Source organism: Moorena sp. SIO4E2, from assembly GCF_010671945.1.
Classification (GTDB): Bacteria; Cyanobacteriota; Cyanobacteriia; order Cyanobacteriales; family Coleofasciculaceae; genus Moorena; species Moorena producens.
The window spans coordinates 1-5,880 of the sequence record NZ_JAAHIE010000464.1; the positions used below are offsets into that span (position 1 = coordinate 1).

Annotated in this window: 4 protein-coding genes and 3 pseudogenes; 2 read left to right on the forward strand and 5 right to left on the reverse strand. The window is 41.2% G+C overall.

The annotated features are described in order from the left end of the window. Positions 1-188 precede the first annotated feature (188 nt). Both F6K37_RS30540 and F6K37_RS30545 read left to right on the forward strand, forming a co-directional pair. Positions 189-1,715: a peptidoglycan-binding protein gene (locus F6K37_RS30540; protein ID WP_287254266.1), complete on the forward strand. Its 1,527-nt coding sequence runs from the start codon at positions 189-191 to the stop codon at positions 1,713-1,715. A 951-nt stretch (positions 1,716-2,666) separates the two neighbouring features. Continuing rightward, positions 2,667-3,005: a hypothetical protein gene (locus tag F6K37_RS30545; RefSeq protein ID WP_287254268.1), complete on the forward strand. Its 339-nt coding sequence runs from the start codon at positions 2,667-2,669 to the stop codon at positions 3,003-3,005. A 54-nt stretch (positions 3,006-3,059) separates the two neighbouring features. On the opposite strand, the gene F6K37_RS30550 is transcribed toward F6K37_RS30545, so the two are convergent. The 5 genes and pseudogenes from F6K37_RS30550 to F6K37_RS30575 all read right to left on the reverse strand — a co-directional run. Beyond that, on the reverse strand, positions 3,060-3,182 hold the full coding sequence (locus F6K37_RS30550; RefSeq protein ID WP_267871999.1) for a hypothetical protein: 123 nt from the start codon (positions 3,180-3,182) through the stop codon (positions 3,060-3,062). Positions 3,183-3,239: 57 nt separating this feature from the next. Then, entirely contained in the window at positions 3,240-4,091 is an 852-nt protein-coding gene (locus F6K37_RS30555) for a DUF928 domain-containing protein (protein WP_008181405.1), read from the reverse strand. Positions 4,092-4,220: 129 nt separating this feature from the next. Continuing rightward, positions 4,221-4,863: pseudogene (locus F6K37_RS45740) on the reverse strand (zinc ribbon domain-containing protein); the annotation flags it as partial. A gap of 163 nt (positions 4,864-5,026) precedes the next feature. Further along, positions 5,027-5,281 (reverse strand): annotated as a pseudogene (locus F6K37_RS30570) (RNA-guided endonuclease InsQ/TnpB family protein); the annotation flags it as partial. A 108-nt stretch (positions 5,282-5,389) separates the two neighbouring features. Continuing rightward, positions 5,390-5,620 (reverse strand): annotated as a pseudogene (locus F6K37_RS30575) (transposase); the annotation flags it as partial. Between the last annotated feature and the right edge of the window lie 260 nt (positions 5,621-5,880).

Genomic DNA, 5,880 nt, shown 5'->3' on the forward strand with positions numbered 1-5,880 from the left:
TACCACTGTAACCGTGGTATTTATCGATTTCAAGGGTTATATTATTAACCTATTATTATTTTAAAGTGTTAACTTAAAATAATAAAATTAAGTGTTATCATATATAGGAATATCATCAATACGTAGATAAAACAAATAGGGGCTGTTCCTTTGGTTAATCCATTAGTTATCAGCTACATTTATTGACTTTGAGCGTAGAATTTAGTATGGCAATATTTAGGATATTAGGTCGGGTAATCGATCCAAAAACCAGTGGCGTCGTTTCAGGATTACGGGTTGAAGCATGGGATAAAGACCTTATTTTCAACAACTTGGTGGGTAGCGCCATCACTGATGACCATGGCAGCTTTGGGATGGAATTCGATGAATCCTATTTTCAAGAACTGTTTGCTGACCAACGACCAGACATTTTTTTCAAAGTATTTTGTGATCAGCAACTGGTCAAAAGCACCGAAGATTCAGTGCTGTGGAATTTAGACATTGACGAGACTGAAGTCTTGATCACTGTAGATAACTATAGCCAATATAACGTTTACCAAAAATATCTCCAAGCTGCTGACGAAGGTGTTGAAGATAATCCCAAACTATTATATCTCGGTATTGATACTTCACCATACAAACAGCAAATTAAAGATTATCCCTCCCACCTGAACCATAAACCCGATGGTAAACATCTCGTGTCTGGAATTAAAGCGGATCATACTTTCAGTCCTTATCCAAATCTGGGGCAACTTCCAGATATTGATCAGCAAGGGTTAGAGTTTCTCCATCAAGACATCAAAGAAGCTTGTATCTGTGTTGGTAGTTTTGTAGAGGAAGAGTTCAAGGTAAAATGGTTGGGACGAAATGCCCTAAGTAATGACGAATTATGGAGTGGTAGTAAGATTATACCGATTATTAATCTAGTGTCTCGCCTTAATAGCAAATCTCCTAATGACGATCTTGATAAGTGTACAATTCGAGGCACAGACCAAGCTGGAAATCAAAGGGATATTCCGGTCTGTGATTTAATCACAGATGTGATTAGTTATGACTACAATACAGCAAGTTCTAATTGCTTAGGGGCAATGTTAAAGCGCTTTGCTCCCCAAATGGACTTAGAAAATTGGCTGAAACAGATTACAGGCAATGATAGCCTGATTTTCCGTGGCCGATATGGGGAAAAACCGTTTATTGAGTACCCCCAGTTGTTTGGTAGCACAACCAAAAGCATAATTCTAACTGCTGACCCTGAACCCCCTCAATGGGAAAGTAATACTATATCGGCTTATGATTTAAATCGGATGATCTCAATGGTGGGTTGGCATAATTACATACCGGAACCATGCCAGCTACCGGGAGTTAAGTGGGATAGTCTCGAAAGTATCATCAGAGCAATGGGGAACGATCCAGCTCGGTTAGTTGATTTAGCTATTAAAGAGTTGGGTTTGTTGAATGTGATTGACTCAACAGTGATTATCTCAAAACTCGGCAACGGAGTTACCAGTATTAGGAACAGAACCGAAGCGGTTTATGTCGCGCTAGTTAAATTAGTTAAGCCTAGTCTTGACGATTCCCTCAAGCCAGCTAAATTGATTACCTTCAGTATGGCGCTACGGGGAGCAAAAGTGCTTGAACCAAGAGATTTCAATCGTGAAGCGGTGGAACTTGATGCCAGAATAGCAACAGAAGTGACAGAGATTTTGCGCAGAGCGGTGATGGGTGAATTGGTTTGAATCTAGTGTCAATTGGGTGAAGTACATAATTTTGGGATTTTAGGGAACAGGGAACAGGGAACAGGGAACAGGGAACAGTGAAGAGATAATCGGGAACAGTGAACAGGGAAAAAATCCTGTGTACCTCATAAGTAGGCAAAAGGTTATATCCCTCTTCTGTCACTTTGATCAATCTTCACCCTAAGTGTCCGGTTACTGTCTAAAGTCCAAGTAAATGTAAGTAGTTATATCAAGTCCGGTTAATCAACTCCCAAGTAGTCTCTGGATTGGTAGTAATCGGTAATCGTAAGCCTTCAGCGGTCAGCGGTAAGTGGTCAGTGGTCAGCCGTTGGCCAATGGCCACTCAAGTAGCACCATCTGTAGCGCATTAGCTGATAGCTGATAGCTGATAGCTGATAGCTGATAGCTGATAGCTGATAGCTGATAGCTGATAGCTGATAGCTGATAGCTGATAGCTGATAGCTGATAGCTGATAGCTTACCAATTATCTATTACCTGTTACGCCAGAAGGGATATCATGATTAGTCAACCGGACTTGATATTAGATCATGGCCAGAAAAGTTTTATGCTTGGTTTTTTTAGGGTCGGGTTTAGACAAAACGTGATTAATCTGTAGTCATTAATCGTAGGGTGGGCAGTGTCTACAAAGGCGAAAAGCCCAGCTTATCTTATCTGTCTGACACTGCCCACCTGACATGAACTCTACCAGCCAGGGACTTTTCAAAACCCTTCTTAGCAGAAGATAAATTGAAAACCGTGTGGGTACAAAAACCTAAAGAAAAAAAGTATATCTTCTCGTCTAACTACTACAAGATTTTCTTGGATATCCAAAGACGATGTGACTTTCAAATTTCTTTTTCAAACTTTCTTTTGTACGTTTTCTTTGTTCTGCAATATACTATCCCCATTTTTTGAGCGGCTATCGGAGGTATTACGGCAGGTAATGACTTATTGGTCTCGTTTATTCAAGAATTTGTTTCTGATGAACAAGCCGAAAATATCGTCAATTTTTTTATATTTGTTATTAGTCTATTAGGAACATTGTTCGGCACCATAAGTGCCACAACTAACCCTTCGGAAAGCTATGATAATGCAGCAGCGTTTAATAACAAATTTTCTGAGTTTAAGATTAATTTAGCGATAGATATGAGAAATCTTGAACTTACCAATGCTATGGAAGAAGAGTACCTGCAGCTTCTGAAGGAAAAAAATGCTAATCTTTCCGAATTGATTGAGGAATATAATCAAAAACGGTCGATCGATAAGAATCAAGTAAGCGGAGTAGAGTGATTAGTTGCTTACGATCCTCAGTGTCCAAATTGATCATGATCTACTAGTCTGTGATTACTTTGTTCCAGTTTTACACAAGTCTTTGAGGAATGCGATCGCGTAGCGTGACCGTAGGTCAATCGCATTTCCTAGAGATATATTGCGTTCGTGCAGCGTCGGGCTTTGGCCGAATCGCAAAACAACAAACCCAGCAACATCCCATACTCTGTGTTAACTCTGTGACCCACTGACCCACTACTGTACCACACGACCCAATCCCACTTGCTCCAGCAGAGCGATAAAATCTGCTCGAATCGAGGAGTCATTGGGATTAGCAGCTTGAGCCTGGTAAAGGGCATCAAGGGCATCAAACCAAGCCCCTGCTTCGGCATAGATGATTGCTTGTTGATGCAGTAACTCAGAGGTGGAGCTGTTGGTATTTGCAGCAACTGCTGCTAGCTTTTGCTCTAATTCTGGGGGTGGTGATACCCGCTCAATCCAGCTCCTATAATAGGAAGTCTTAGGCGGGTTTTCGCGATCGCATTCTAGGGTAACAGACCACATGTATATCTTCCTGTTTTCTTCCTCTAGTCCTGGTGGGTTTGCAATCAGTTCTGGACTGTTTTCCGGAAGTTCTACTGAGATCATCCCTACCTGACCTGAGTCAATCCTTTTCTCAAATATTGTCTGGTTTTCTACTGTGTCCACCAAGGTAAATACTATTGGTACGTCTACAGGCTCGGACAAATACCATAAAAATCTAGGATGACCAGATATCGTCTGTGCAGCTACTTTCTGTGAGGGAATTAACAGCGTCACCAATTCACGGGGTAACTGCTCATACCAGCCTCGTGAACCAGACCCATTACTCTTTCGAGGAGCGCTATCGGTTGGTGGAATAAATCGTAAGCGTGAGCCGTTGGCTGAACTATTTTGGGAACTATTTTGGGTTTCAGATGAGTTATTATTAGAATCGGCAACGTGACCGTTGACAGATTGTAAACCTTGAGAATAGCTTGGTTGAGGGGTGAGTGCGCAAAACAGCAGTACAATCAAGATTGATGTTGTACGTGCCAATAAATTAATAAAGTTAGCGGTAGTTTTCATAAGTTTATTAAATTATTAAACTATAATAGACATTTACAAGAATTAGCCTTAACCCTTAGAGGATATCTGAAAAGTTTTTTGATCCTGAATTTTGCCCCCCTGACCCCCCAACTTTGGGGGAAACAAGAGTCAATTTGCTTCTAAAAGTCCCCCAGAATTGGGGGACCAACGGGGGCTTGGATGTAGCAAATGAGACTTCTCAGACAACCTCTTAGTCAAGCCTGAGTTTAAGCTGAATTTTTTCAGAGATTTGACACTCCCCGGTCGCGCATACGCGGGGATTATTGGTTCAACGACTCGACTTGCCCATGACTTGTTTGCACCAGCCACAGTAGAGGCCAAATCTCCCCAAGCGTTTGGGTCGTTTAAGACCAGAGTTCCGACATGCCCTGCCGTACTTAAGGCTCTTTCTAGGATGTTGATTGCAGCGTTGTGGTCTCTGTCGAGAGAACAAGCACACTGACAAACATGGGTTCTAGTTGATAGAGATTTTTTAACTACTTCACCACAATTAGAACAATTTCGACTAGTGCAGAGCCTTGGGTGCATGTCAGTTTTGTTAATCCCTGATTTAGATCCCCCGTTTCCCTTAATAAGGGGGACTTTTGAATCTAATTCCCCCCTTTTTTAAGGGGGGCTAGGGGGGATCTATTTACCTAATTACAAAGGTGACATGCTCCCCAGAGCCTTTCTTTTTTCGAGAAACTCGACGTTGATAGAACTTTAGACGCTTTTCCCCTTTTCGATAAAACCTAGGTAAGGGTACAGTATTGCTATTCGGTGTTGCTGGAACAGACTCATTGATATCGATCTGAAGGCAAAACTGAACATATAGCACTACCCATTAAAGTTAGGACATGGCTAAAAGCTGAAAACCTGTTGTAGTAAACTTTTGTCTTCTGACTTGTGACTTCTGACTTGCGCGTAGCGCTATAGTAACCATCGGCTCGACGGACTATCCTAACCCTCTTAATTAGCTTTTTGTCAAAGCGCCAGAAATTCCATGTTCCTTTGAGTTTGAGTTTTCCAATCCCTTTTTTGTCACTAAAAATGATTGACTTTTTATCTGGACATAATTTCCATCCAGAAGTCTTTTATTCAACTGATTGACAATGTTTTTTGAATCTAGGAAAACCTTTCTTTCCGGAAACTTTTTTCTTACAGTTTTCGTATAAACGGGCAATTGATGACCGGAGATGAAACCTTAGAATAGTGGAGCCTTTATAGGCGATAGGCTATGCAGATGCATGGTTAAAACTCATGAAATAAGGCTCCACTATTCTTACGGTAACTTCTAACCATGCTCGTTCAGCACTGGCGAGGGGGACCATAGAGTTCAATTCATTGGCAAACGGGAACTGATGAGCTAAGACAGTGCAATATTTGTTGAGGTCTAATTTCCCAACACCTTTATTGTCCATCCAATAGCGAATACAGCTATTGCGAACAATTTTAGCTGTTATCATCGCTTCTTCTATTGCTAAATATTGCTTTTGTTTGCCAATTGCCTTGAACTGTAAAACAATCATTAGTATCGACCTTTAACTACTAAAGTAGTCTACACTACACAAAGTAAAATTTCCGGAAATAGAAAAATATTTTTCTTACGGCGCGTCAAGCCGCTGTTAGCCTTCATCCCCGGTGATTAGACAGGGGGTTTTCGGCTTTGGGGGATTTTTATAATTTTTTGGTGCCATGGGTTTCTAATCTCAAATCCCGCTGACTAGTTTGCCTGTGGGAGGGACGCAATCAAAGGTTTACGCAGCCATGGATACAGGGTTTTTCGAAC

Bases quoted from the DNA above. Each gene is read 5' to 3' on its own strand.
- F6K37_RS30555 (WP_008181405.1), bottom strand. From the start codon at position 4,091: ATGAAAACTACCGCTAACTTTATTAATTTATTGGCACGTACAACATCA.